This window comes from Arthrobacter sp. 2762 (assembly GCF_040548745.1).
Taxonomy (GTDB): domain Bacteria; phylum Actinomycetota; class Actinomycetes; order Actinomycetales; family Micrococcaceae; genus Arthrobacter.
The window spans coordinates 209,503-235,631 of the sequence record NZ_JBEPSI010000002.1; the positions used below are offsets into that span (position 1 = coordinate 209,503).

Consider the following 26,129-nt stretch of genomic DNA (forward strand, 5'->3'; position numbering starts at 1 on the left):
CTATGGCGTGTTGTGAAGCCCGGTTTCCCGGTGTTGCGGGCACGTGTCGAAGAGCTGGCGAAGGGTGCTGCGACCGTGCTTGAGTTGCCACACGGCAACCGCACACTGCCGTTCACCCGCTTGGACAAGCTCGGAAAGACGAGCATTCGCCACATGCCAGCATTCGGAAAATGCCGGCATTCGGACATACCGAACAGGAGGAACGATGCCCCCGGCCCAGATCAGCGTGACGCAGGCTCGCACCTGCTGTCCGTCCTGCCTTCAGAAATAAGCGATTTGCACCACCGCCGCCCGTTTGACGCCATTGGCTCCGGGCTGCGGCGACCTACCCGCACCTGAAAGGCCTCATATGTCCGCGTCCCCCCGCGTTCGAACACTGATCAACACCCCTCATCAACACACTGCACCCAACCGCCCTGCACCCAACCGCCGCCACATTCTCGGCGCCTTCCTTGCCCTCCCCGTCGTCGGCCTGCTGGCTGCCTGCGGCGGTTCGGCAACGGCTGGTGGCGGATCCACCCAGGCCGCGCAGGTCACCGCGCCGCTGGCCACAACTGTCCCGGAAGGAACCACCCTGGTGGTGGGCGACCCCACGGTCCAGGTTGCCTTGGAACTCTCCGGGCTGGACAAGAAACTCAGCTTCCCCGTGAAGTTCGCCAACATTTCCGGCGGCCCGGCTACCACCGAAGCCTTCCGGGCCAATGCCCTGGATGTTGGTTCAGTAGCCGACATTCCTCCTATCCACGCCACGTGGACTGGCCTGGACGTCCGGATCATTGCCAGCGTCTTCCGCCAGGACGCCGTGAACCACCCGCTCTACGAGCTGGGCGTGGCACCCGGTGCCGGGATTAAGGATCTGCAAGGACTTCGCGGCAAGAAGATCGCGTACAGCCCCGGCCAGGCGCAGGGCGCGCTTGTCCTGCGCATCCTGGAAAAGGCAGGCCTGCAGCAAAGCGACGTCAAGCTCGTGGAACTGCCCAGCACCGGGGACACCTATTCCACGGCACTGTCCAGCAAGCAGGTTGATGCTGCCCCACTGGGCGGCGTTCAAATCAAGAGATACCTTGCCAAGTACGGCGCCGACGGCGGAACCACGCTCCGGCATGGCCTTCGCGACGATCCCGGCCACCTGTATGCGCCGGCCAAGGTCTTGGAAGATCCGGCCAAGGCTGCAGCACTTGCGGAGTATGTGGGGCTGTGGGGACAGGCACAGCGATGGATCCAGGACCATCCCAAAGAGTGGCTTGAAGGCTATTACGTCAAGAACCAGGGGCTCTCCGCCGAGGACGGCCAGTACCTGATCGACGCCGCCGGCAAGCGCGACCTGCCCACGTCGTGGACCGAAGCCATCGCCCGCCACCAGCAGACCATCGACCTGCTGGCCCGCGAACAGAAGAAGCCGAAACTGGACGCCGCCAAGCTGTATGACCTGCGTTTCGAGGCCATCGGCGGCACGGCATACGCCGCGGCAGGGGGTGCTTAGCCATGACAACAACTGCTGCCCAGCGTGCGTCTGCCGCTACTGCCCGTGCCCGCACCGCTCCCCCGCCAACACGCGACGTCGGCACCCCGCCGTTGGCCGCCGTCGAACCTCATGTGAGTCTCGAGCCTCATCTGGATCCTGCGTTAACAGGCCGCCCGGATGTCCGGCCCGCCAGCCGGCGCCTTGGACCTGGTCGGCGTCACCGCCTGGCCGGTTTGGTGGGTCCCGCCGCGCTGATCCTTGGGTGGGTTGCGGCCTCGGCCACCGGCCTGCTGGATCCGCGAATCCTGTCCGAGCCGTGGACCGTGGTGTCCACCGCGGGCGAACTGATCGCAGACGGCCGGCTCCAGGAGAACCTGGCCATTTCTGCCCAGCGTGCCGGTTTGGGGCTTTTCTTTGGGATTGTGGTGGGCGCCCTGCTGGCGCTCGTGGCTGGACTGAGCCGGGCAGGTGAGGCGCTGATCGATGGCCCTGTGCAAATCAAGCGCGCCATCCCCGGCCTTGCCCTGATCCCCCTGCTCATCCTTTGGTTCGGCATCGACGAAACCATGAAGGTCCTGACCATCACCTTGGGTGTGTTCGTCCCGATCTACCTGCAAACACACGCGGGGCTGCGGGGAATCGACCTTCGCTACGTTGAGCTGGCACAGACTGTCGGGCTGACCCGGTCCGGGTTCATCCGCCGCGTGGTGCTCCCCGGGGCGTTGCCCGGATTCTTCCTGGGGCTCCGCTTCGCCGTCACTGGCGCCTGGGTGTCCTTGGTGGTGGTGGAGCAGATCAACTCCACCAGCGGCATCGGCTACATGATGGAGCTCGCCCGCACCTATGGCCAAACCAACATCATCGTCCTGGGCCTCGCCGTCTACGGCGTCCTTGGCCTGCTTTCCGACGCAGCCGTACGGCTCCTTGAACGAAAGGCATTGTCATGGCAACGTACGCTGGCAGGCTGACTCTGGACCAGCCGCTGCAGGCAGGAGCCTCCTCAGCAGATCCCTCCTTTGAGGTCTCCGTCCGCAACCTCATCCGCAGTTTCGGACCCAAGGGCGTGCTCAACGGCGTGGACCTGGACATCGCTCCTGGCGAGTTCGTCGCCCTGCTCGGGCCAAGCGGCTGCGGCAAGAGCACGCTGCTCCGCGCCCTCGCCGGCCTTGACCGCGACGTCCGCGGCAGCGGAATCGTCAAGGTCCCGGAACAGGTCTCGGTAGTGTTCCAGGATTCGCGGCTTCTTCCGTGGGACACCGTCCTGGGCAACGTCACGTTGGGCCTCAGGGATCACGACGCCGGTGCCCGCGGACGCCGCGCCCTCGCCGAAGTGGGACTCGGCGGCCGCGAAAAGGCCTGGCCACATGAACTGTCCGGAGGTGAGCAGCAGCGCGTCGCCTTGGCGAGGTCGCTGGTGCGGGAGCCCCGGCTGCTTCTGGCCGATGAACCCTTCGGCGCCCTCGATGCGCTGACCCGGCTGAAGATGCACGTCCTGTTGAAGGACCTCGTGGCCGCTCATCGTCCCGCCGTCTTGCTTGTGACCCACGACGTCGATGAAGCGATCACGTTGGCCGACCGCGTCATTGTCCTCCAAGACGGCCGCGTCGCTCTGGAGCGCAAGGCCGGAACCGACGTCGACCATTCATCGCTGAGGGGCGAGCTCCTCGCTGCCCTCGGCGTCCACGTAGCTGCCTGAAACCAAACCTCTCACCTCATCCCAACACCTCACTTAATCCAAGGAGAAACACATGTCCACCCCACCACGCCAGCTCCACCTCAACGCCTTCCTGATGAGCACCGGCCACCACGAAGCCTCGTGGCGCCTGCCGGAAAGCGATCCTTTCGCCGCCACCAAGGTGGAGCATTACCAGCACCTGGCCCGCACGGCCGAACGCGGGAAGCTGGACTCCATCTTCTTCGCGGACTCCCCTGTCCTCTTCGGCGAGGTGGGCCGTCGCCCTGCCGGCAAGCTGGAACCCACGGTCCTGCTGACCGCCATCGCCGCCGCAACACAGAAGATCGGTCTGATCGCCACTGCCTCCACCACTTACAACGACCCCTTCAACCTGGCACGCCGCTTCGCTTCGGTGGACTGGGTGAGCGGGGGCCGCGCCGGTTGGAACGTCGTCACGACGGCGGGGCCGGACGCTGCGCGGAACTTCGGGGTCGATGACCAGCCAGCACACGCGGTTCGCTACGAGCGGGCGGCCGAGTTCATCGAAGTAGCCCAGAAACTGTGGGACAGCTGGGAGGATGACGCAGTGCTCGCCGATAAGGCCGAGGGTGTGTGGGGAGACGCCCACAAGATCCGCGCCATTGAGCACGAGGGCAAGCACTTCCGCGTCCGCGGTCCGCTGAACGTCCCCCGTTCCCCACAAGGCCACCCGCTGATAGTGCAGGCCGGTTCCTCGGAGGACGGCAAGAAGCTCGCGGCCCGGTACGCCGAGGCAGTCTTCACCGCCCACCAGACGGTGGAGGATGCACAGTCCTTCTACGCCGATCTCAAGGCCCGCACCTTGGCCGCTGGACGGGACCCCGAAGGCATCAAGATCCTGCCGGGCATCGTCCCGGTGATTGGTTCCACGGAGGCAGAAGCGCTGACGCTCGAGCGCGAACTCGACGAGCTGATCAAGCCTGAATATGCCCGGGAGCAGTTGGCAAAGACCCTGCGGGTGGCACCCCAGGACCTGCCTCTGGACCAGCAGCTACCGGCGGACCTTCCCTCCGAAGACGACATCGAGGGTGCAAAGAGCCGCTACACGCTGATCGTGGAGCTTGCCCGCCGCGAGCAGCTAACAGTCCGGCAGCTGATCGGTCGCTTGGGTGGCGGGCGTGGCCACCGCACCTTCTCCGGGACGCCCGAGCAGGTAGCCGACGCCATCCAGGACTGGTTCCAAGCGGGCGCAGCCGACGGTTTCAACATCATGCCGCCGGTTCTCCCCTCCGGTTTGGAGATCTTCGTGGACCAGGTGGTGCCGATCCTCCAGCAGCGTGGCCTCTTCCGCACCGAATACACGGCTTCGACGCTGCGGGGACACTACGGGCTTGCACGGCCTGCGAACCGATTTGCAGGTTCTGCGGCACAGCAGCTCACGTCCATCGGCTCGGCGTTCTGATGGCCGAATACCGCAACCTCGGGCGCACCGGTGTCAAGGTCAGCCAACTGACCCTGGGAACCATGATGTTCGGGGCCATCGGCAATCCTGACCACGACGACAGCATCCGGATCATCCACAGGGCCCTGGACGCGGGCATCAACATAGTGGATACGGCCGACGTGTACTCCCAGGGCGAGTCGGAGGAGATCGTTGGTAAGGCCTTGAAGGGGCGTCGCGATGACGTTGTCCTGGCAACCAAGGTCCACGGGCGCCTCGGCGAGGACGTGAACCAGGCCGGCAATTCGCGCCGCTGGATCATCCGTGAAGTCGAGGACAGCCTGCGACGACTCCAAACAGACTGGATCGACCTCTACCAAGTCCACCGGCCCGATCCAGACACGGACATCGACGAAACGCTCGGCGCCCTCAGCGATCTCGTCGCGCAGGGCAAGATCCGGTACATCGGGACGTCCACGTTCCTTCCGGGGCAAATCGTCGAGGCACAGTACGTGGCCCGCGAGCGCCACCGGGAGCGGCCCGTGACCGAACAGCCGCCCTACTCGCTCCTGGCCCGTGGCGCTGAACGCGAGGTCCTGCCGCTTGCACAGCAGCACGGGCTCGGTGTCCTTCCGTGGAGCCCCCTGGCTGGCGGTTGGTTGTCCGGAAGGATAAAGCACGACGGCGGACACCTTGCGTCGAGCCGGGCCGCGCGCCAACCGGCCCGGCATGATCCTGACCTGCCCGAGAACGCCCTCAAGACCAAAGCCGTGCTTGAGCTGACCGACCTCGCCGACCAAGCCGGGTTGTCCTTGATCCACCTCGCCCTGGCCTTCGTGCTGGAGCACCCTGCGGTGACCTCGGCGATCATCGGGCCACGGACACTGGAGCACCTCGAGGCGGCGCTCGGAGCGGACAAGCTCACGCTGTCCCCCGACGTCCTGGACAGGATCGACGAGATCGTGGCGCCGGGGACAACGCTGAACACGGCTGACGCGGGCTACGAGCCGGCATGGCTGACCGACCCGGCCCGGCGGCGTCGTTCATTGCGGTAAAAACCAGTCAGCACCGTTGTTGCTGTTACCGCTTGGGCCAACTCCACAACGGGCCTTCCAAGGAACCGAGACCCTTGATCCTGGTCTCGCCCAAATCCTTGTAAAGTTCGTGCTCGTGGGCCGCTCCACTTTTCCGGAGCGCCCTGAGTAGTGCTTCGGAGTGGGTCACAACGATCATCTGGCTGTTGGCACTGGCTTGGACGATGAGTCCAGCCAGTGCCGGCATCAGATCGACGTGGAGGCTCGTCTCGGGTTCGTTGAGGACCATCAATTCCGGTGGGCGCGGAGTGAGCAATGCGGCGGTCAACAGCAGGAACCGCAACGTTCCATCCGAGAGTTCGGCTGCCTTCATGGGCCGCAGCATGCCAGGCTGCAGCAACTCCACGCTGAAGCGGCCGTCGCTCACCGCAATGCCAAGGCGGCTCCCCGGAAAGGCGTGATCGACGGCGGCATCCAACTGCCGCTCAAATCCCACTTCACGCAGGGTTTGCAGCGCCGCTGCCAGATCCTTCCCGCTATGGTGCAGCACGGGAGTGCGGGTGCCGAGCTGCGCCTGCCGGGCGGGCGCTTCGGCATCTGTCCGGAAGTGATCGTAGAACCGCCAGGAACGCACGGAGTCCCGGACCCGCAGTACTTCTGGAGCCCGGTCCTGGTCCGAAACTTCCGTCAGCATGCTCTGGAAAGTGTCCAGCCGCCTCGAAAGCTCGGTCCAGTCCCCGTCAGGTCCCCGGAGCTTCGCAAGGCTTCCTTTGCGATCCACCAACAGGGAACCTGGCCTTGCTACCGGTCCGGAAAAGATCTGCTCGCGCTTGATCTCGGGATCGAGGCTAAAAGCCGAAGGGCGGGGCCTGCCTGTTTCCTGGTCGAATCCGGCCCCACTGGAGACGGGCATGCCCAAGTCCACGAGGTAACCGAAGTCGTCCCCGGAATAGCCCAATTTCAGGTTGACAGAATCCCGGCGGACGGTGCCTTGGACCGGAACTTCGCCACGCCGCATTGCCTCGCTGATTGATTCAGGACCGGCCCAGAGTGTGGACGCCAGTCCGCCATCCCTGGCCAGGGATCCAACCACGTTTCCGGAGTCGCCCCCGGCGCATTCGGCCAGGAGGCGCAGCGCGCGGTACAGGGAGGATTTGCCACTGCCGTTGGCCCCTGTCACCACGTCCAGGCCATGCAGCTCAACCGCGAGATCGCGGATGGAGCGGTAGTTGGCGATGGCAAGGGTCTTGATCACGGCGAGGGGATGCTGGTCATGGGTACAGGAGGGTCACAGGGGAAATTTGCCTGACAGCTCCAAGGCCCCTGCGCACGTCCACGCGGCCAAGCGATCCTCGATGGTTGGACCGCCGTCGAGTGGGCTCTCAAGCCGTGGCCTGCGCACCCAACAGCCCGCTTCTTCGGCGATCAGGGCGCCTGCAGAGAAATCATGCTCGTTCAATCCGCGCTCCCCAAAGGCGTCGTAGGTGCCATCTGCCACCAGGCACAGATCCAAGGCCGCGGAACCCAGCCTCCGAACATCCGCGAAGCCGTTCATCAGTTCAGCGAGGCCTTCCGCTTGATTGGCGCGGGTATCGGGATCGTAACTGAATCCTGTGGCAAGGATGAGGCCGGTACGTCCGGGAACGGGGCCAGCCAAGCGGGTAGTCTCCCCCGCAACTTCCAACCAGGCGCCCTCGCCCCGGGCCGCCGAATAGACCCGGCCCAGGGCCGGCGCGTGAACTACTCCCGCCAGCCAGACGCCGTCGGCATCTGCCACGGCCACTGACGTGGCGTAATAGACGATGTTGCGGATGAAGTTGGTGGTGCCATCAAGGGGATCAATGGACCAGCGGTAACCGGAGGCTTGCTCGGGCCGCGTTGTACCGTGCTCCTCGCCCGTGATCGTGTCGTTGGGACGTGCCGCCAGGATTGCTTCGCGCACTGCGTTCTCCGCTGCGATGTCGAACTCAGTCACCCAGTCGCCGGCATCGCCCTTGTTGGATATTCCCAACCCCACGCCGCCTGTGCCCGCGGCAGATCTCCGGGACAGGACAGCCGCGCCCGCAGCAGCAGCGCGTTTCGCTACGGCGAGCAACTCAATGGCGTCGGTCATTCTGCTTCTGCTTCCACTGTCTCGGCAGCGTCGGTTTCGGTTTCAGCGTCAGCATCGGCGTCGGCCTTGGCCGGGCCATTCGCCAACAGCTCGCGGAAGCCGTCCTCATCCAATATCGGAACACCGAGCTGCTCGGCTTTATCCAGCTTGGTCCCAGCACTTTCACCAGCTACGAGGTAGCTGGTGTTCTTGGACACGGATCCGGAGGCCTTTCCGCCACGGATGATGATGGCTTCCTTGGCCTCGTCCCGGCTGAAGTTGGGCAGCGTTCCCGTGACCACGATAGTGAGGCCCTCCAGGGTTCGCGGCATGCTGGTATCGCGTTCGTCTTCCATCCGCACACCGGCAGCGGCCCAGCTGTCCACGATCTCGTTGTGCCAGTCCACGGCGAACCATTCCTTGAGGGCCGCCGCGATGGTAGGTCCAACTCCGTCAACATGCGCAAGCTGCTCTTCGGTCGCGTTCCGGATCGCGTCCATGCTGCCAAAGGCCGTCGCCAGGGCCCGGGAGGCAGTGGGTCCCACATGCCGAATGGACAAAGCCACAAGGACACGCCACAGGGGCTGCTTCTTCGCTTTCTCCAGCTCGGCAAAGAGTTTTTCGGTGGTTGCCGTTGGCTTCGATGGCGACTTGGCCGTCCCCCTTGAGTAGAAGTACGGAACCAGCTCATACTGGCCCGTGCCTACGCCCTTGGACCTCTTCTCCCGGCGGATCATGACATTCGCCAGATCCTCCCGGGTCAAAGAGAACAGCCCAGCTTCGCTCGTCAATGGCGGAGTTTCCGGCTCCGCCGGCTGGGTCAAGGCGATCGCCGCTTCCCAGCCCAAGGCTTCAATGTCGAACGCACCGCGGCCGGCCAGATGGAAAACACGCTCACGCAACTGGGACGGGCAGGACTTGGCATTGGGGCAACGGATGTCCACGTCGCTTTCTTTTGCCGGTGCCAGCGGGGTGCCGCACGACGGGCACTCTGTGGGCATCACGAATTCGCGCACGGGTGGATCCTGTTGGTCGCGCAGCGCCAGTACAGGTCCAACAATCTCGGGAATCACGTCACCGGCCTTGCGGAGAATCACGATGTCGCCGATCATGACGCCCTTGGCCTTGACCACATCCTGGTTGTGCAGGGTGGCCATTCCCACGGTGGAACCTGCGACCTTCACCGGCTCCATCAGGCCGAACGGCGTGACGCGCCCGGTGCGGCCCACGTTGACGAGGATGTCCAAAAGTTTGGTGTGGACCTCCTCCGGCGGGTACTTGTAGGCGGCGGCCCACCTGGGGACGCGGGAGGTGTAGCCGAGGGCACGTTGCGTGGCGAAGTCGTCAATTTTGACCACGATGCCGTCGATTTCGTGAAGGAGGTCGTGCCGGTGCTCGCCATAATGGGCGATAAATTCCAGGACGCCTTCAAAGGAATCCAGAACTTTGAAGTAGGGGCTGACAGGCAGCCCCCAGTCAGCCAGCAGTTTGTAGGTTTCGGATTGACTCTTGGCATCCAGGCCTTCCCGGGCGCCGATGCCGTGAACGAACATGCTCAGTGGACGCTTTGCTGTTTCTGCCGGGTCCTTCTGGCGGAGCGAGCCCGCAGCCGCATTACGTGGATTGGCGAGCGGGGCTTTGCCTGCGGCAACCAGGGCTTCGTTGAACTCAACGAAGGCCTTGGAGGGAATGAACACTTCCCCACGGATCTCAACTTCCGAGGGATAACCCGAGCCGCTGAGTTGACGCGGGATCTCCTTGATGGTGAGGACGTTGTGCGTGATGTCCTCACCGGTAGTGCCGTCACCTCGGGTGGCCGCTCGCACCAATTTTCCGTCCCTGTACAGCAGGTTGACGGCGAGTCCATCGATTTTCAGTTCAGTCAGCCAGGCAATGGGCGGGACACTGTCCCCGAGCCTGGCCACAGAAGCTTCAGCCTTGCGTACCCAGGCCTCGAGTTCCTCGAGGGAAAAGACGTCGTCCAGGCTGTACATACGCTGTAGATGCGCGACGGCGGTGAAGGCGGCAGAGACTTCGCCGCCGACTTCCTGCGTGGGTGAGTCGTTGGAGACGAGTTCCGGGTGCAGCGCCTCGATTTCTTCCAGGCGACGGTAGAGTTCGTCGAACTCGGCGTCGGAAACCGTGGGCGCGTCCTCTTGGTAATAGGCGTACCGGTACTTCCGCACGAGGTCCGCAAGTTGCTCATACTCATCCCGCAGGCTCTCCGAAGGGGGTGTTCCCTCTTCTGCGACCAAGGCCGCAGCGGCAACCTGGGTTGTGGTGTCGACCGGATCTGGATTCTCTGGTGTGCTCACACGTCTATCTTGCCGCAACCCACGGACATTATTGACCCGTCAGGATGAGAGCCCCATGCCGGCCGATTCCTAGCTGCGGTTCTCCGGCGGCATGGCGATCTGCAGCTTGCGTACCTTTCCACGTCCCACGATGTACCCGCGGCCAGGGATGAAGTCCTTGCTGATCCTGCCCAGCGAGGTGTTCAGGAGGGTATCCCCTTCCACATCTCCAGGGTTGAGCAACAGTCCACGCCTGCCCGATTTGAAGGGCTGGGCCAAGGACCATGCCTGGGACCATGTGGACGTTTCGGACTCACCCACCACCCACTGATCGGCCTTGATGGCAGCCGTGACCAACCGTCCCACGCCCGATTCCGCCAGCGTGTCCGTGAACTCGGTCAGGCCCTCGATGAAGATGGCCATACTGCCCGGGTTGTCCGTGGCTTTGTCGATGAGGTCATCCACCACGTCCGAGACCTCGTCCGGCCCCACCAGGGACCTGCTCCAGATGTTCAGCGAGGCAACCGCAGAGCGGCGGGAGCCGATGTAGATAAGATCTGTCCGCGGGTTGGACCGCCGCAGGGCGTATGCCAACGTGACCAAAGCAACTGTGCGTCCGGCACCAGGCGGCCCCGCGAGCAAGAGCGAACCCTTGGCAGCGATGGTGGCCGAACCCAAGGTCTCGTCGTCCACACCAATAACAGGATTGTCCGGGGCACCGGTGGGCAGGATATCCAAATCGACGAGTTCCGGAAGTCGCTGTATCTGTGGCGCCTGCTCCAGGCCTTGGCGCACCATGGCCTGGCTGAGTTTGGACACTTCCCGCGCCTGCAGCGCCAGGTTCGAGTTGCCACCCAGCACGGCCAGTTGGACTTCCAGGCCATCGAGCAAACCGCGGCCGGGCGGCGAGGCTGCGTTGAGGACGTCCTTGGGCACATCGAGCGTCATGTAGTCGTCTTCGGAGCTAAGACGCAGGACCAAACGCTTTTGGATCGAGGCAAGTAGCGACGCCGGAACGGAGTTGGTTCGGTCACCGCTCACTACCAGGTGGATACCCAGGGGACGTCCATCGGTTGCCAGCTGGAGGAAGATGTCCCACAGTGCGGACAGGTTGCTGTACTCATAGCCTTCACGGAAGGCGGACATACCGTCCACCAGGATGAAGATACGCTTTTCGTCCGGACGGTTTGCGAGTTGCCGGTATTCAACAATGGTGGAGGCCCGGATCTCGGCGAACCGCGCGGCGCGGTCATCGGCAACCTCCTTGAGCCAGCGCAGAAGGCGGCCAACCCGCTCGACGTCGTCCCCGTTGATGACCTCCCCCACGTGTGGAAGTCCATCCAGCATCTTCAAACCTGAAGAACCACAATCGATGCCATACACGTGGACGGGCCCACCACGCGGCGTGACGGCGGCCGCGATGGCGATTCCTCGCAGAGCCGCTGACTTACCCGAACCACCCGTACCGTAGACGGCCATGTTGCCGTCCTTGTCCGGTTCATAGAACACGGTGGGCTGGTCCTGGTGTGCAGGGTCATCGGCCACGCCCAGCAGGAGTCGCTCGTCCGTGCGTGGGTTTGGCAATTTGGAGAAGTCGTAGGTCATGGCGAGTTCGTTCAGCCACGGCTTGCGGGGTGGTTCAATCGCCAGGAAGTCCGCGGCCCGGATGATGTTGCCGGTCATTCTGGCGATGTCGTTGGGGCCTGCAGGTTCTTCCTCCACAGCTGTGGCAGGCGGTGGCTCCCAGGAGGGACCGGATCCGAAGGCCATCTCCACGATGTCGATCCGGGGGCGCTGCGGCTTCTCGGTGGTCCAGCCACCGGCATATCCGGTCTGGAACCCCTGGATCCGGCCTGGCCCGGTCTTCGCAGCACCGCGGCCTGGAATGGAAGGATCGAAGTAGGCCGCCGTGGGGACGCCAAGGATGTCCACCGCATCCACGTCATCTGCCATGCGCAACGCAACCCGGAGGTTCGTGTTTGCCCGCAGGTTGTCCTTGATGACGCCCGCAGGGCGCTGGGTGGCGAGGATCAGGTGCAACCCCAGGGAACGTCCACGGGCAGCAACGTCCACCACGCCGTCAACGAACTCAGGAACCTCTGTTGCCAGCGCCGCGAATTCGTCCACGATGATGATGAGGTACGGCGGCGCCTCGGGGTCTGCTTCCCGCTGCAGCGCCAGCAGGTCCTTGGCCTTTTTACGGTTCAGGAGGCGTTCACGATAGTGAAGTTCGGCCCGCAACGAGGTTAGGGCCCTGCGTACCAGGTGCGGAGACAAGTCGGTGACGAGCCCCACGGTGTGCGGCAGGTGCAGGCAGTCCGCAAAGGCAGCACCACCCTTGTAGTCCACGAACAGGAAGCTGACGCGGTCCGGGCTGTAGGCCGCTGCCATTCCCATCACCCATGACTGAAGGAACTCTGATTTGCCCGCGCCAGTGGTTCCGCCCACGAGGGCGTGCGGTCCTTCGTTCTTGAGGTCCAGGTAGAACGGTTCAACGCCCTTGGAGCCCACCAAGGCACGCAGGCTTCCGTTGTCCTTGCGGTTGGGCACGGCCGTGGCATGGACTGAATTGTTCTCCTGCCAGCGTTCGGCAACGGCCTGCGGGTTGTCCATCAGTTCCTTGCCGATCAAGGTGGCGTAGGAAACGGCACGCGGGAGGTCAGAATCGTCCTCAAGCGGATTTCCGACATCCACCAACGGCGACATCATGCGCGCCAGCTGCGTGGCGAGACCGGCGTCGAGGCTTTCGCAGCTCACCGGGTAGGTGTGGCGGCCAAGGCGGACCTGGCCGGTAGTGGTGCCGTGATCACCGTCGACGGAGAGGAAGTCCCGGCAAGCAGCAGGCAGGGACTGCACATTCGCTGCCACCCACATAACGTGCACCCCGAAGTCCGGGCCGCGTTCCACCAGCCGCGTCAGCCGTCCCCGGTCCACAGGCGCATCGTCCTCAACGACTACCAGAACAGCAGGTACCACGGGGCCGGGAATCTCTTCGTGCTCGTCCTTGAGCGCGGGGCGTGGCTGCGGACCGGGCTCTGTGGCCTGGGCCTCGCGCTGCTCCACGAGGTCTTCCAGACGCGAGAGCAGCGAGGCGCCAGCAGCAGGGCCGGCGGCCAGATGGTCGCCGGAAAGCGGGCTGTGGCCGGAACCAACGTGCGGGAGCCACTGCAACCAGTCCCAACGCTCACGAGAGCGGGCCGAGGTCAGTGCAGTCAACACCACCTCCGCGGGCGAGTGGAGTCCCACCAACTGAAGCACCATGCCCCGGGCGACATCGTCCACCACGTTGCGGTCCCCTGCCACGCCGAACGAACCCGAAGTTCGCAGCTGGGACACGATCGGCACGCCATCAATGACGCGGACCTGCTGCAGGCATTCCTGGATTTCCCTCATGTACCGGGGTTCGGTTTCGTTGGCGCCGGGTTCTTCGAACTGAATCCGCGACGGCGAAGATCCGAGCCCGAACCGGACACCAAGAAAATGCTGATGCTCAGGGCGGTTGGTCCACAGGAGCGGGCCGAGTTTGTAGATGGCATCCACGGTATCGCTGACGGAGGGCGCTTCCTGAAGCCGCACGGCCCGTTCAATGTTCTGTTGCCGGTCAATGTCCTCGCGGAACGCAAGCATGGAAGCCTGGAACTGCTTATGTCCTTCCTTCGCCTGGCGCTTGCTCTGCATCTTGTGATCCACGTAGTGGCCAACGATAAACAGCGGCATCATGGCCATGAAAAGCACCGAGAGCAGGTTCTGGGTGAATGCGAAAAGAACGCCACCCATCAGCAGCGGTGCGATCAACATGATGTACGGGAATGGTTGGTGTTCAGGGCGTTTGGGACCAGCTGGCGGCACACGCTTGGGAGACTCAAACCTCGGCAGCACACGCGGCGAGCGGTTGAAGTCGACCAGCGGCGATGATGGGCCGCCTCCATGGTTCCGCGACAGTGACACAACCCCAACGGTGGTATCGCCCAGGGTCACCGTATCCGAGGATTCAAGCGTGGCCCGGGTAACCGGCAAACCTTCCATGAGGAGTCCGTTGGCCGAGTTCGTGTCCACGATCTCCACGGTCTCGCCAACCGTGATGCGCGCGTGGCGTTTGGACGTCAGCGGGTCCGAGAGACGGATGTCGGCGTCCCTGTCCCGGCCGATGTAGCTGGTGCCGAATGGCAGCGAAAATTCGCGTCCGACGTCGGGCCCTGACATAACCCGCAGGGTCGCCGCGGCTGGTCCCCGGTTTTGGCCGTTGGTGCCGCCGTTGCCGTTCGACGCGAACTGCTCGCTCACCTGCGCGAGCGAAACCTTGGAGCCGGGCCGCAGGCCGGACTCGAGCAGGTTGTCCGAGGGCCTGAGAACATGGCCGGAAAGGCCGCCACCCACGAACGCTTCGTCCACGCTGATGGACAGGTTCGACGGCGGTTCGGTGCCCTTGCGCGCGGGGTCGGCAGCCCAAAGTTCGGTGGCGATATCCGCCACCGTAGCGCGACCATCCACCGTAACGGCGAGGTCCTTTGCTTCCGCGGGGTCTCGCCGCAAGGTCAAGCGGAACTTCATGCTTCGTCTGCTCCAGTCATGGTTTCCAGAAGGTATAGGTCCGCGGCTGTCACCAAGTGTGAGGTCACGGCGTGCTCCACCAGGCGGGCGCGACGGTTGGTGGCGAGTTTGCCGACACCGCCACGCAAGCCCACCACGCCCACGCGGTCCAATTTGTCGCAGACGTTATCCAGCTTGCGATTAAAGCGGGTCAGGGCCCAACCAAGCCTCTTGGCCGCCTCCGCCGAGGACGGAATAGCGCTGAAGCCGGTGCCATCCCGGCGCAGCATCGGCTCAGCGAGGGCGACTATCAGTGCTTTCTGCGAGTCGGTAAAGACCACCGGCCCGATGGTGGTGTCCCCCGCTTGGTCCTCGTCCCTGGCTTCATGCCGGAAGGAGGGCGTCTTCAAATGCACAGCGAACTCATAAGTGGTGGGCCCAGCGGTGAAGATGACATTGGTGTGGCTGAAAACGAGCGGAATCCGGGCGCCGGGAGCCAGCCAAGCCTGCATGCCGCCCGATCCGTCCGCGACGGTTGCAGAGAGCATGCTGCCTACATTGCTCAGCCACCACATGCCGTCATAGCGTGCAATCTGCAAAAAGCGCCGGTGCAGGTACGGGTTGTCGTCGACCTCCAGGTCGCCTTCCCGACCGATGTCAAAGACGTCTTCGTCGGATGGTTCGTACCATTCGCCACAGAAATCTATTGCTAGATCCCCCATGATCTGTGCCTCCTCAGTCGGCGGTAAGTATGTGTCAGGTGACTGCTGCTAATCCACGCAGGCAATGGATCCCTGTCCGCCCGACGAGGCACTGCCGTCAGCACGGACTATCAGTACCTGGATGCAGAGAGGCGATTCCGTGCCATAGGCCAGTGCCCGGGGTTCCACTTCGGAGTTGCTGAATTCACCGTCGAGGACGGCTGTCTTGTATCGCCATTTGTACGTGTCCCCCTTCTTGGGCTGCGGGTTCTTCCACTCGAAATCGGCGAAGTCGGGCTTGTCCGCCCTGCGCTTGCCGACCAAACCTTCCACGTCCGGAACGCCGCCATCGCCCAGGGCGTCCACGGCTGACTTGCTCGACGTCTCCGTGGGCACCACTTTCGGCTGCGCCTGGGCACCCAGGACCACGCCAACCGCGACGGCGACCACCAAAACAGTGGCACCAGTCGCCGCCAGCCAGAGATTGCGCTTGCCATGGTCCACGGCGGGCGCATCGTCTCGGGATGACGGCGATGCGCCGGCAAGCGCCTTGGAGCGCCGGACCGTTGCGCCTGCGTCGTCCTGTGGACGCGAAGGCTGCCAGCCGCGCAGTACCGTCGACTCCGCCACGTCCGGTTGCCCGACCTGTCCGTAATCCCTGACTGGCACTTGGAATTGCGGCGGGGTTTGCTGGGCGCTTGGTTGCGTTTGCTGCGCGTTAGCCTGGGCTTGCTGGGCCGGGTTTGACCGGGAGGGACGTATCTGGCCCGGCTGGACCGTTTGCGGCGGGCCGGCAGGCTGTGCAGGAGCCTGAGTGGCGCCGGGAACAGTGGACGGGAAGGTCCGCGCCGGGAACGTGGGAGCCGATCCAGTAGTCGCGGTTCCCGAAGCGTCGGGATCGATCGAGGCGATGCTGCGGACGCGCGTTTCCTCGAAGTTGTCGTCAGGGTGCTGTTCGTCTCCGTGACCCGGTTCTTCGAGCACCTCGAAGGGCGTCACGGACAGGTTCAGCTCGGTCTGGATCCGCTGCAACGCCAAGGCAAAAGCGTGGGCCGACGAGTAGCGGGATTCCGGGGACTTCGCCATGGACGTGGACAGGACGAGTTCCAGGGACTCCGGAACGTCGGCACGGCCGAGCCTGGGCAAGGGCGAGTTGGTGATGCGGGAGATCAGTTCCCGCTGCGAGTTGTCCTGGCCCGGAAGAACAAACGGTGAACGACCCGCAAGGAGCGTGTACAGCGTGGCACCGAGCGCCCAAATGTCCACCGGAACGCCATCAACGGCTCCGCCGCGGAATTGCTCCGGCGGTGACCAGGGGATGGACATTCCGGCGTCGTCCTCGGTATCGGCACCAATGGTCCCGGAAATGCCAAAGTCGGTGAGGGCGGGACGGTTGTAGTCGGTAACCAGGATGTTGGCGGGCTTGATATCCCGATGCACGATGCCGGCCCTGTGGGCGGTCTCGACGGCGGATGCCACCTGGATGCCGACGGCCAGGACCTCGTCCACGCTGAAGCGCTGGCGGCGGTAGCGGACATCGAGGCTGGGCCGGGAGCAGTACTCCATGGCCAGGTAGGAATGGCCGCTCTCCGTGATTTCCGCCTCGAAAATCGTCACGATGTACGGGTGCGAGGACAACTGCGCCATCAGGTTCGCTTCGGACTCGAAACGACGGCGTGCGCCCTCGGTCTTCAAGTCGGACAGCAGCACCTTGACGGCTACCTTACGGCGCGGCCTGTCCTGCTCGTACAGGTACACGTCAGAGAAGCCACCGGAGCCCAGCAGGCTGATGTACTTGAATCCAGGAATGGGTGGAGGCGGCGCGGGGGGCCTCTTGGAACTCAAAGAATCTCCTCGAAACGCAATGAAATGTCGTCGCCCAATTCAGCGATGTCGCCGTCCAAAAGGATGGCCATCTCGTTTTGGGCGAGGCGGCGGGGTGCTTGGCCTTCTCGAATGAGCACGGTTCCGTTCGTGGCTTTGAGGTCGCACAACATGACGTGCCAACCCTCCAACCGAACCTCTACGTGTGAGCGGGAAATGTCCCCTCCGGGGCTCTCCACCTGGACCAGGCGCGGCATGGTGCCACCTTGGACACGGGACACCGACGGCTGCCTCCCGATGATAAGCGACTGGTCCAAATCGATCAGTTCACCGGTGGATAACCGCATCCTGCCCAGGCGGGGTCGCGGGACCTGGAGGGAATCACCGGATAGCGCGAACCCACACGTGGCGCACTGGGAGTACGTCGGAGGGTTGGCATGACCTTGGGAGCACACCCGTGCTAAAACGCTGGGACCATTGCCGGCCGGGGCATCCTTCGGGGCAACCCCGGGCTCAACATCCTGTGCGTCCTGGCTGGCGATGCTGCTCTTCATGATCGTCTGCCCGTCATGATCAGCATCGTCCTCCGCGGGGACACTATCCAGGCGCGGACTGTTCGTTGGCACGGTGTTCGTTGCCATGGTGTTCGTTGGCATGGTGGGTGGAAGCGCGGGCATCGACGCCAAACCCGCTGGGGCCGACTCCCATCCCGCCGGAACCTGAGGCGCAGGCCGGTTGCCATTCGCTGAAGCGGGAGGGGTTTGTGGCGGAGCTATCGATTCAGCCTGTCCCTCAGATGCGGGCACTTCGCCAGGGCTGCGCAGCCACGGAACGGACTCGATCAGTGCAGGCACATGCCCGACGCCGGACCCGCCGTCCGCGGCCTTGTCACTGCCCGCTTCGGCCGACTCACGCGCGGAACTTGGTGCAGAAGCTGCCGTGGGTGTTTCCGGTGCCCGAGCTTCTGATGCCGGAGTTTGTGGCGCAGGGGTTTGGGCCGCCGGAGCATCGTGATCGTCAGATTCGTCGTCCACGCGCACAGCTGCGTCTTCGATGTTGCGCATCACCGTCTTGTCCCACAAGTGGTCATAGTTGGTGGTGGTCTCCAGCGAAGGAACTATGGGATCCGTGGTGCTGGTGTGGACGGGAACGCCCGAGAATTCTTCGGCGCTTTCGGGGTGTTCAGCGCTTTCGGGGTGTTCAGTGCTTTCGGGCTGTTCGGGACTCTCCGGCTGTTCGGGACTCTCCGGCTGCACATGACCTTCGGACTGTCCAGGACGTTCGGGATCCACATGATCTTCTGAATGTCCGGGCGCGATGGTCAGACCGAGGTCCGCATCGGCGTAGCCAATCATGGTTTCATCGGAAACCACGGCCGGCGCCGGAACGTTCACAGTACCGGGTTGGAGCACTACGTCGAGGGAGGCAAGCAGAACCACGCCCTCCCCCAGCGGCAAGCTGCCGTCCGGCGTCGAGGTTTTACCAGGTTTTGCCGGGATACCAAGGTCTGCCGGGACGGAGGGGGAACGGGCTCCCGAGCCTATCCGCAGGCTGTACGAATCAGCCGCGGTGAGCCGGCGCTCCGTCCAGGTGGTCACGTCGCGTCCAGAGAGCACCTCTTCCCCGGCGGACATTTTCACAACGAGTTCAAGGTCGCCGCGAAGGAACACGCGCAGAGCGTCCTTGGAGTCGATGATGCCAAAGGGTGGAATGCGGCTAAGGGAAACCCCGAAAGCCTCGGTCACTTCGTGGAGGACCTCATGGGCTTCGGGCGCCGACGCGAGAAGTTCCCACACGGAATCGATCAGGGCAGGCGAGGTGTCGCGGCCGAGCAGCACCACAGTGCCCTGACGGACGACGCCGAACCAGTCACCCCGCTGGTATCGGGCGTGGGGTGGGTTGTTACTGCTTTCCATCAACGCCCTCCTCCTGGTCAGTTCCTGTCACCCAGGCCCTGGGGAGGGTGTCCTCCTCCACCTCGGATTCGGTCTCCGGGCGCGGCGCGGTGGTGGCGATGCCGGCGTCGTTAAGGACGTTTTTGGCGTCAACCACAATCACCGTGACGTTGTCCCGTCCGCCGCTGCGCAAGGCAGCCTGGATCAGAGCATCCACTGCGTCCTGCGGATGGGCCACGGTGCTGAGGATACGGAAGAGATGGTCATCCCCCAGTTCGCCGTTCAGCCCATCGGAGCAGACCATGATCCGGTCCCCCTCCTGAATGGGCAGCAACCAGAAGTCCGCCTCCGTTTCGTCGCCGGTGCCCAAAGCGCGGGTGACCACATGCCTGCGCGGGTGAACGGCGGCTTGCTCCGCGGTGATGTCACCGGAGTCCACCAGCTCCTGAACCTCTGAATGGTCCACACTGATCTGGGCGAAATGGCCTTGGCTGAGGCGATACGTCCGGGAATCCCCAATGTTCATGACCAGCCAATAGGGCACGCCCATTTGTTCCACCACCACGACGCCGGACAGCGTGGTGCCCGCGCGCGCTCCCGTGGCTTCGCGGATGCTGGCATCGGCCTTCAACAGGCACTCCTGCAGGTCCGCTGCCGACGCCGAACGGACCCCTGCCGCCAGGACAGGGGAACTGCCCAGGGTCCGCACACACACGCCACTGGCGATCTCGCCTGCTTCATGGCCCCCCATGCCATCGGCCACCGCGAAGACGGGATCCGAGGCTATGAAGGAGTCCTCGTTCAGCTCGCGACGGAGTCCGCGGTCCGTGCCGTATCCGTAGCTGAGTTGAAAAGCGGATCCAGCGGCGTTGGCATCCGCATCGGCGGGGCTGGCCGGCTGTGAGTTCATGCTTGTCCTAGGTGGAAGGAACGGTCCCCGAAGTGAACGGTGGAACCGGGTCTGACGAAAACTGCTTCCCCCGCATGAAGCCGGGTCTGGAGGCCATCGGGCGTAGTGACAGCGCTGCCATTGGTTGAGTTGCGGTCTGTAACCCACACACCATCGCCATCAACCCGGAGGTGCAAGTGGGTCTTGGAGATGGACCTTCCGGGATCCGCAACGGCCAGCAACTGCTCGGCAGCTTCCCCAGGCTGGGGTGCTGGATTGCGGCCAACCAGGACGGTTCCACCCAGTTCCACGTCCTGGCCGTCGTCAACATGGATGCGGAGCACGGCCTCCGCCCGGGCAGTTCCGGGCCGCATCTGCGTCCTCTCGACGTCGTCGTCCGGGTGCGAAGGGGCAACGGGAGCTGGCTGGGGAACCGGCTGCGGGGCCGCAGGAGGACGCCACTGGTTGGGGTTGTGGGAAGGCTGCGCTGTTGGCATCGGGGCTGGAACCGGGTTTGCCGTTGCCGCTGGCCCGGGCTTTGCTGTTGCCCTGGACATTGCTGTTGCCCCGGACATTGACGGCATGGGTGACACCACTGGCTGCACGGGCGGTAGCTCCACGGGCGCGAAGCTGTAGGGCCCCTGGATTCCTCCGGTGGCAACCGGATTGCGGCCCGTGTGGACGTCGAAGACCAAGGACTTCGCTGCTTTGTCATGCCAGCCACGTAGCTTGCCGTTCCTGTCCCAGGCATTGGAAACAACCACCAGGACGGCCCAAACCACTCCAAGGACCATGAGCGGGAGGGCGATCCACAGGACCAATCCAAGCAGGCCAAGGCCCAACAGCACAGCACCCAGGATTGCCCCCAGCAGAAGGAGCCCGCCCGTGAGAATGCCACGGACAAAAACCACACCGCCGCCCGGAGCGTAGCCGTCGGCATCGGCACTTCGGATACCCATCAGTTGATTACCGATGGTGTTTCCGGACCGGGCTTCGATTCCCAGAAGTACAAACACGTACAGGACTGTGACACCGAGGCCGATGCTCCCCAAGAGGACCAGCAGGGAGGTGTCGTAGACGATAAAGCCATTCCGCCGGCTTTGGGTGATGCCCGCGATGCCAAGTGCGAACGTGGTTGCCAGGACGGCAACAGGTCCCAACCAGTCCAGCACTGCCGCACCCAGGCGTTTTCCTGCGGATGCCGGTACCAGCTCGAGCTGTGTAGTCATTGTGGTCCCTCCCCCTGGCCCCGGATGTACGTTTGCAGCTGCTTCACGTCCCGGCTGCATCGGTGCTGTTGACGCCTGCACTACCGAGATACTACCGGGATCGGGCAGGCCTTGCCGGTTTGCGAAGTCAAGGGCGGCAGCCTGGGCACGGTTGACGTTGCGTTCCTTCCGGGCTCCACGATTGGTCAGCGGCGATCCGCAATGAGTACAAAAAGCTGCGCCGGGACGCACCGGATGCTTGCAGGCCGGGCACAGCTCAGCTTCACTACTCATCAATGCTGCCCTTCTTCTTGAACAGGTTGCCCACGGTGGACATGCCACCCTTCGTGCGGGCCGGGGGTGTCTGTTCCCGCCGACGCAGCACGGCCCTGCCATCGGAAAGCAACGACCTCGGCGAGAACCGGGCCTGCTGCCGCTTCCAGAAACCAACGCTTCCTGTGATGTCCTCAAGCGAGGAATCCACGATCTCCCAGTACTCCTTGACTTCTTCCTCGCTGGGTTGCCCAGCCCCGAAAACCGCGGCGTCAGCCCTGTGGGCCAACATCGTGGTAGTGGTTCCCGTCACCGGGAAGGCATCGGCGATGACAGTAGCCGATTCCCTCCGCGTGGACTTGGTGTCAATCGAGGCGCCCATGTCAGTGGCAAGGCTCAACACCTCGTTCCACCCACCGCCGACCCGCTGGGCGGGGTGGCCATCACGAAAACGTGCCTTCCGGCGTCGTGATTTCAGCAGAAGTATCAGCAGCAGCGGCACGGCGAGAATTCCCAGCGGAATCATTGCCACGCCGATCGCGGCAAGCAGCGGTCCCCAGAACAGCCACGGGTTGTTTTTCTTCTCGTCAGCATCCAAGGCATCCGGGGTAGAGTCCGGCGGGAGGTCCGCGGGCTCCTGCGGCGGGGGCGGCGGCTGCAGCACCTGCGGCTTGGGCTTGGATTTGTTCTCGGGGTCCGGCGGGATAGGCACGTTGTCCTTGGGCGGGGTGGGATCGAAGGATACCCAGCCGACGCGGTCGAAGGCCACTTCCACCCAGGCGTGCACGTCCTTGCCCATGATCTTGACGTCTCCCGCACCGTTTTCCGGGCTCTTGGGATCCGGATAGAACCCCATGACAACGCGCGAAGGGATACCGAGGTGACGCAGCATGAGTGACATCGCCACGGCGTATTGTTCGTCATCGCCCAGCATTTGCTTGGCGGAGAGCAGGCTGCGAACACGTGCCGCACTGTGACCAGGCAAGCTAGGCAGCTGGCCGTCAGCCACCAGGCCGTTACTGAATGCCCCGCTCTTCTGGAAATGGGCTTCGATCTGCCGCACACGGTCGATTGCCGTGGGCGCATCAGCCGAGAGTTCGTTGGCCTGCGAGGCGACGATCGGCGGTACTTCCTGGGCTTCGGGCAACGTGAGCTTGGCGAAGTCGTACTGCGTCAGCTGGCCATGTTCAAGAGTTCCCGGATCAGAAACCTGAACTGTGTAGTTGTCGCCCTTTGCCAGGCCCTTGGTGGTCACCGCAGTATCAGTGCCGGCGTTGAAGTACAGTCCCGACGCCGCTCCCGAGCTCTGCAGGAAGCTCATACCTGTGGTGTGGCGGCCTCCAGGGACAAAATATCCCTGGTAGTCCTCGATGCTGATTTCCAGCGTGTAATTGCTTCCGGCTACAGGGCTTCCCGTATCGGCCAGCGTGTTCAGCGAACGGGCATCTCCCACCTTGCTGAAGTTCCCGGAACTGTTGGGATCCATGGTGTAGTTGAGGCCGTTAAAGGCATCCAGCGCCGCCAGTCGCACGCGTGCGTCCTTGGGTAGACCCTTCACGGTGAACAGCGTCTGGTCTTTCTCGTCCTTCACGAAATTCCGGAAGCTGGCAAGCGGCGTGATGTAGTCGCGGGGGTCGAACGGCGGAACAATCGTGTTGCGTAGTACCTTCCGGTCGTCGCTGGCAGTCACCAAAGGCGAAGCGACTGCGGTGATTCCGACGGCGGCGACCACCACGGCAGCAGCAGTCCCCAGGCGGCGAAGCTTCCCGCGGCGGGCCGCACCGGCGTCGGACTCAGCCCTGTTGGCCGAAACGGTCTTGGTGCTGCTCTGCCGGAGTGCGTCACGGCGGAATGTTGCCCAGACGATCGAGACAATGGTCAACGAAACTCCGCGCTCCACATTAAGGAAGCCCGCGCTGGTACTGAAGGCGATGCCGGTGACGAAAAGGACCAGCACCGGCAACAGCGGCCAATACGGACTTTTCAGGCGCCAGGTCAACAAACCCGCAGCCAGCGCAGTGATCATTGAACTGAGGAACGGCACAATGAGCATGCCGTTGGCCGTGCCTACGGGCACGCCGACCGTGAGCATGTCCTTCCACGCAAAGACGATGCCCAGGAGCAAGGTTCGCAACGAATCGAGGCTCGGCAGGATCCCGAGGACGGCTGAGTCCGGCACTGCCAATGCCGAACCGAACAGCATGTACGCACCGAAACCCAGTGCGGTGGTGATCAGCAGTCCCAAACGGAGATGCGCGTTCAGGATCGCGATACCGAGCCCCAGGAAAATGCCGCCCAGGCCGGCGATGATGTAACGCGGGTCGCCACCGAAGCTCAGGCTGAAGCCAAGCACGCCCAGGAACAGCAGGACCACCAGGGCGCCGCAGTCCACGGCAAAATGCCAAAGGGGTCGGCCGTCGGCAAATACCGTGCCTGCGCTGGCACGTCTGGCGCCGCTGCTGGTGTCCCTGCGGCTGGCGTCCCTGCGACGTGCCCGAAGATTTGGTGCGGTGCTCATGCTGCCGCCTTTCTCAGCACGATGGCCAGGTCATCGAGGTCGCCAACGGTGAGGACGGTCAGGTCTGCAATGTTGGCCCTCGACGGCGCCGCTCCGGGCTGGACGCGGACGGCCAGGCTGCGAACGCCGGGCGGAACGGACGCGGCCGCGGTGCGGAGCTGCGTTGCCGTGACGTGGCTCCCGACCACGAAGAACACCACCGACGCGTTGGGAACGGTGTCCGACAGGTTCCGGGCGAGGTCGACGGCGGTCTTCCGAAGGGGTGCCCCCACAATCCTGGTCATGTCATCAAGCAGGTTGCGGCCCGTTTCACAGCGGAGCGGTCCCTTTTGGGTCAGGACGTCCAGCTCACGCTGCTCCCGGATGGCTTGTCGGCCGATGGACGCGGCAACGGAAATGGCCATTTCGAATTCGGGTTCGGAATCGTACTCGTCGGTGTTGATGGAGAGCGAGATAGCCAGGTGCGCGCGGCGCGTTTCCTCGAACTGGCGAACCATGAGTTTGTTGGTGCGGGCCGTAGTCTTCCAGTGAATGTGACGGCGATCGTCCCCGGGAACGTAGTCACGCAAGGCGTGAAAGGACACATCGGCGCTGGAAAGTTCCGTGGTGGGCATGCCTTCAAGGTCGCGGATGAAGCCGGCGGCCGAGCCTCCCAACGGTACGGTGCGCGGGTGGACGAAAAGGTCCACTGGCTCAGTCCAGAGCACGCGCCGCCGCAGTAGATGGAGCGGATCAGCACGCACGGACCGTACGGGACCGACGACAATCACAGCACGCCGTGCCGTCGGAATGGTGAAAAGGTCCTCATGTACCTGGGCCGGCTTCATGCGCGGCAAGTGGAAGACAGCGGTCGCGGCGCCCACCGGCAACTCCAACGCGGCGGGCAACAGCGGCCTGGCCGAAACGTTGGACACGGCGATGCTGCCCACTGCGTCGTCCCCCACCGCCACACGCGTGCGGGCCAGATCCAGGACCACGCCGTAAGCCGAGCGGCCCACGATGAAGCCCACCGCCAACACAAACAGCAGGAAAGCAACCATTGCGGCAGACTTCGCCTCCTGCCAACCCCAGGCCTGCCCGGCGATCCACAACCCAATAGCCGCAGCAAGGACCACCCAGCCGAGCACACTCACCACGGAAAGGACAGGCCAGGCGAAGCGAAGCCACAGCTCCCGCGCCTTGGCCCATGCCGGTGCGACAAACTCCCCTGCTGTTCCCACTGCCTCAGCCCATACGGCCGAGGGATGGAGTTTGCCGGGCTTCTGGATGCCGGGTTTGCGCCGCCAAGCACCGACTACTTTGTTAAGCGTTCGCACAGCCCTATGCGCTCGCGCGTTGCTGCGGGGCCGCGACCTCGGCCAGGACACGCGTGAGCACGACCTCCGGCGTTGCGCCCGAGAATTCGGCCTCGGGATCCATCACCAAACGGTGTGTCCAGACCACGGGTGCAAGTTCCTTGATGTCGTCCGGAAGGACAAAGTTGCGTCCCTGTCCGGCGGCCCAAACCTTCGCGGCCCGCACCATGGCCAAAGCACCACGGACGGAGACACCAAGTCGGGTCTCGGAAGCGCTGCGCGTCTCCTCGCAGAGCCGTGAAATGTATTCCAGCACTGCAGTGTCCACGTGGGTGGTGGCGGCGAGGTCCGCCATGTCAGCCACGGCCTGGGTGGTGATGATGGGAGTGAGGTCTTTGGAACGGTCCTTCAAGTTGGCCCCGCCCAGGAGCCTCACGGTGGAGGCGTGGTCCGGGTAGCCTATGGACGTTTTGATCAGGAATCGGTCCAACTGTGCCTCGGGCAGGCGGTAGGTACCGGCCTGTTCAATCGGGTTCTGCGTAGCCAGGACCATGAACGGACGACCTGCCTCGTACGTAGTGCCATCCACGGTGACCCGTGATTCTTCCATGACCTCCAGCAACGCCGACTGGGTCTTCGGCGAGGCGCGGTTGATCTCATCGGCCAGGACAATGTTGTTGAAGACCGGGCCCTTGTGGAACTCGAATTTCTGGGTCTTCTGATCGTAGATGGTCACACCCGTGACGTCCGAAGGCAGGAGGTCCGGAGTGAACTGGATGCGGTTGTGGGAACCCTGCACTGTCGCAGCCAAGGCACGGGCCAGCGAGGTCTTGCCGGTGCCCGGCGCATCTTCAAACAGGATGTGGCCTTCAGCCAGCATCGCCGTGAAGGTCAGCCGGATCACGTGGTCCTTGCCCAGAACAGCCTGGCCCACGTTGGCAACGAGCTTCTCGAACGTTTCTGCAAACCATGCGGCCTGCTCGTTTGTCATGGTCATGGGGTTCAGTCCTTCTCTG

Annotated in this window: 17 protein-coding genes; 5 read left to right on the top strand and 12 right to left on the bottom strand. The window is 63.8% G+C overall.

The window, feature by feature from the left end:
• Positions 1-349: 349 nt before the first annotated feature.
• Genes ABIE18_RS05070 through ABIE18_RS05090 form a run of 5 tightly spaced genes read left to right on the top strand, consistent with a single transcriptional unit; the run spans position 350 to position 5,615 of the window.
• Positions 350-1,483, top strand: a complete 1,134-nt coding sequence (locus ABIE18_RS05070; protein WP_499721550.1) for an ABC transporter substrate-binding protein — start codon at positions 350-352, stop codon at positions 1,481-1,483.
• 2 nt (positions 1,484-1,485) lie between these two features.
• The gene (locus ABIE18_RS05075) at positions 1,486-2,433 is read left to right on the top strand and encodes an ABC transporter permease (RefSeq protein ID WP_499721552.1); all 948 of its coding nucleotides are present in this window, start codon (positions 1,486-1,488) and stop codon (positions 2,431-2,433) included.
• Positions 2,409-3,161 carry an ABC transporter ATP-binding protein gene (locus tag ABIE18_RS05080; RefSeq protein WP_499721554.1) on the top strand — a complete coding sequence of 251 codons (753 nt, stop codon included), beginning with the start codon at positions 2,409-2,411 and terminating at the stop codon, positions 3,159-3,161. The genes ABIE18_RS05075 and ABIE18_RS05080 overlap by 25 nt, the downstream gene beginning before the upstream one ends.
• A 52-nt stretch (positions 3,162-3,213) precedes the next feature.
• Positions 3,214-4,581 carry an LLM class flavin-dependent oxidoreductase gene (locus ABIE18_RS05085; protein ID WP_499721555.1) on the top strand — a complete coding sequence of 456 codons (1,368 nt, stop codon included), beginning with the start codon at positions 3,214-3,216 and terminating at the stop codon, positions 4,579-4,581.
• Positions 4,581-5,615 (top strand): aldo/keto reductase, encoded by a 1,035-nt coding sequence (locus ABIE18_RS05090; protein ID WP_499721557.1) that lies wholly within the window; start codon positions 4,581-4,583, stop codon positions 5,613-5,615. The genes ABIE18_RS05085 and ABIE18_RS05090 overlap by 1 nt, the downstream gene beginning before the upstream one ends.
• Before the next feature lie 25 nt (positions 5,616-5,640).
• On the opposite strand, the gene ABIE18_RS05095 is transcribed toward ABIE18_RS05090, so the two are convergent.
• The 12 genes from ABIE18_RS05095 to ABIE18_RS05150 form a co-directional block, all read right to left on the bottom strand.
• Positions 5,641-6,849: an AAA family ATPase gene (locus ABIE18_RS05095; RefSeq protein WP_499721559.1), complete on the bottom strand. Its 1,209-nt coding sequence runs from the start codon at positions 6,847-6,849 to the stop codon at positions 5,641-5,643.
• Between the two features lie 33 nt (positions 6,850-6,882).
• Positions 6,883-7,707, bottom strand: coding sequence for an inositol monophosphatase family protein (locus ABIE18_RS05100; protein ID WP_499721560.1), 825 nt, complete (start codon positions 7,705-7,707; stop codon positions 6,883-6,885).
• A complete protein-coding gene (ligA, locus tag ABIE18_RS05105; protein WP_499721561.1) occupies positions 7,704-10,001 on the bottom strand; it encodes an NAD-dependent DNA ligase LigA in 2,298 nt (765 codons plus the stop codon). Before ligA ends, ABIE18_RS05100 begins: the two co-directional genes overlap by 4 nt.
• 69 nt (positions 10,002-10,070) lie before the next feature.
• Positions 10,071-14,531: a type VII secretion EssC family protein gene (locus ABIE18_RS05110; protein WP_499721563.1), complete on the bottom strand. Its 4,461-nt coding sequence runs from the start codon at positions 14,529-14,531 to the stop codon at positions 10,071-10,073.
• Positions 14,528-15,232 (bottom strand): hypothetical protein, encoded by a 705-nt coding sequence (locus ABIE18_RS05115; RefSeq protein WP_499721565.1) that lies wholly within the window; start codon positions 15,230-15,232, stop codon positions 14,528-14,530. Before ABIE18_RS05115 ends, ABIE18_RS05110 begins: the two co-directional genes overlap by 4 nt.
• Before the next feature lie 48 nt (positions 15,233-15,280).
• Positions 15,281-17,056 carry a serine/threonine-protein kinase gene (locus ABIE18_RS05120; RefSeq protein ID WP_499721566.1) on the bottom strand — a complete coding sequence of 592 codons (1,776 nt, stop codon included), beginning with the start codon at positions 17,054-17,056 and terminating at the stop codon, positions 15,281-15,283.
• Positions 17,053-18,951 (bottom strand): FHA domain-containing protein, encoded by a 1,899-nt coding sequence (locus tag ABIE18_RS05125; RefSeq protein WP_499721568.1) that lies wholly within the window; start codon positions 18,949-18,951, stop codon positions 17,053-17,055. Before ABIE18_RS05125 ends, ABIE18_RS05120 begins: the two co-directional genes overlap by 4 nt.
• Positions 18,938-19,840 carry a PP2C family protein-serine/threonine phosphatase gene (locus ABIE18_RS05130; RefSeq protein ID WP_477513723.1) on the bottom strand — a complete coding sequence of 301 codons (903 nt, stop codon included), beginning with the start codon at positions 19,838-19,840 and terminating at the stop codon, positions 18,938-18,940. Before ABIE18_RS05130 ends, ABIE18_RS05125 begins: the two co-directional genes overlap by 14 nt.
• Entirely contained in the window at positions 19,837-21,321 is a 1,485-nt protein-coding gene (locus ABIE18_RS05135) for an RDD family protein (protein ID WP_499721570.1), read from the bottom strand. Before ABIE18_RS05135 ends, ABIE18_RS05130 begins: the two co-directional genes overlap by 4 nt.
• Complete coding sequence (locus ABIE18_RS05140; protein WP_499721571.1) at positions 21,314-23,818, bottom strand: transglutaminase TgpA family protein; 2,505 nt, start codon at positions 23,816-23,818, stop codon at positions 21,314-21,316. The genes ABIE18_RS05135 and ABIE18_RS05140 overlap by 8 nt, the downstream gene beginning before the upstream one ends.
• A complete protein-coding gene (locus ABIE18_RS05145; RefSeq protein WP_499721573.1) occupies positions 23,815-25,134 on the bottom strand; it encodes a DUF58 domain-containing protein in 1,320 nt (439 codons plus the stop codon). Before ABIE18_RS05145 ends, ABIE18_RS05140 begins: the two co-directional genes overlap by 4 nt.
• 4 nt (positions 25,135-25,138) lie before the next feature.
• Complete coding sequence (locus ABIE18_RS05150; RefSeq protein WP_477513726.1) at positions 25,139-26,110, bottom strand: AAA family ATPase; 972 nt, start codon at positions 26,108-26,110, stop codon at positions 25,139-25,141.
• Positions 26,111-26,129: the final 19 nt, after the last annotated feature.